The sequence below is a fragment of the Thalassolituus sp. UBA2590 genome (assembly GCF_002339775.1).
Classification (GTDB): domain Bacteria; phylum Pseudomonadota; class Gammaproteobacteria; order Pseudomonadales; family Oceanobacteraceae; genus Thalassolituus.
In genome coordinates this window covers 10806-11015 of record NZ_DDKU01000092.1, presented here as the reverse complement: position 1 = coordinate 11015, position 210 = coordinate 10806, and positions in this window count along the sequence as shown.

The following is a 210-nucleotide window of genomic DNA, read 5'->3' as shown; positions in this document are numbered from 1 at the left end:
GGTCTGGGTAACCGGCAGACGGTCGTCGATCCAGGCCATGATTTTATTGGTGTTCTGGCTCATTACGCGTTCTCCTCATCAACACCGACCACGACTACGTTGTCGCTCTCGAACATGTAGGCAGGGACAACCAGGTTGTCAGACGCCGGAGAACCACCGTATACACGGCCAGACAGGTCGAAGCGTGAACCGTGACATGGGCAGAACCAA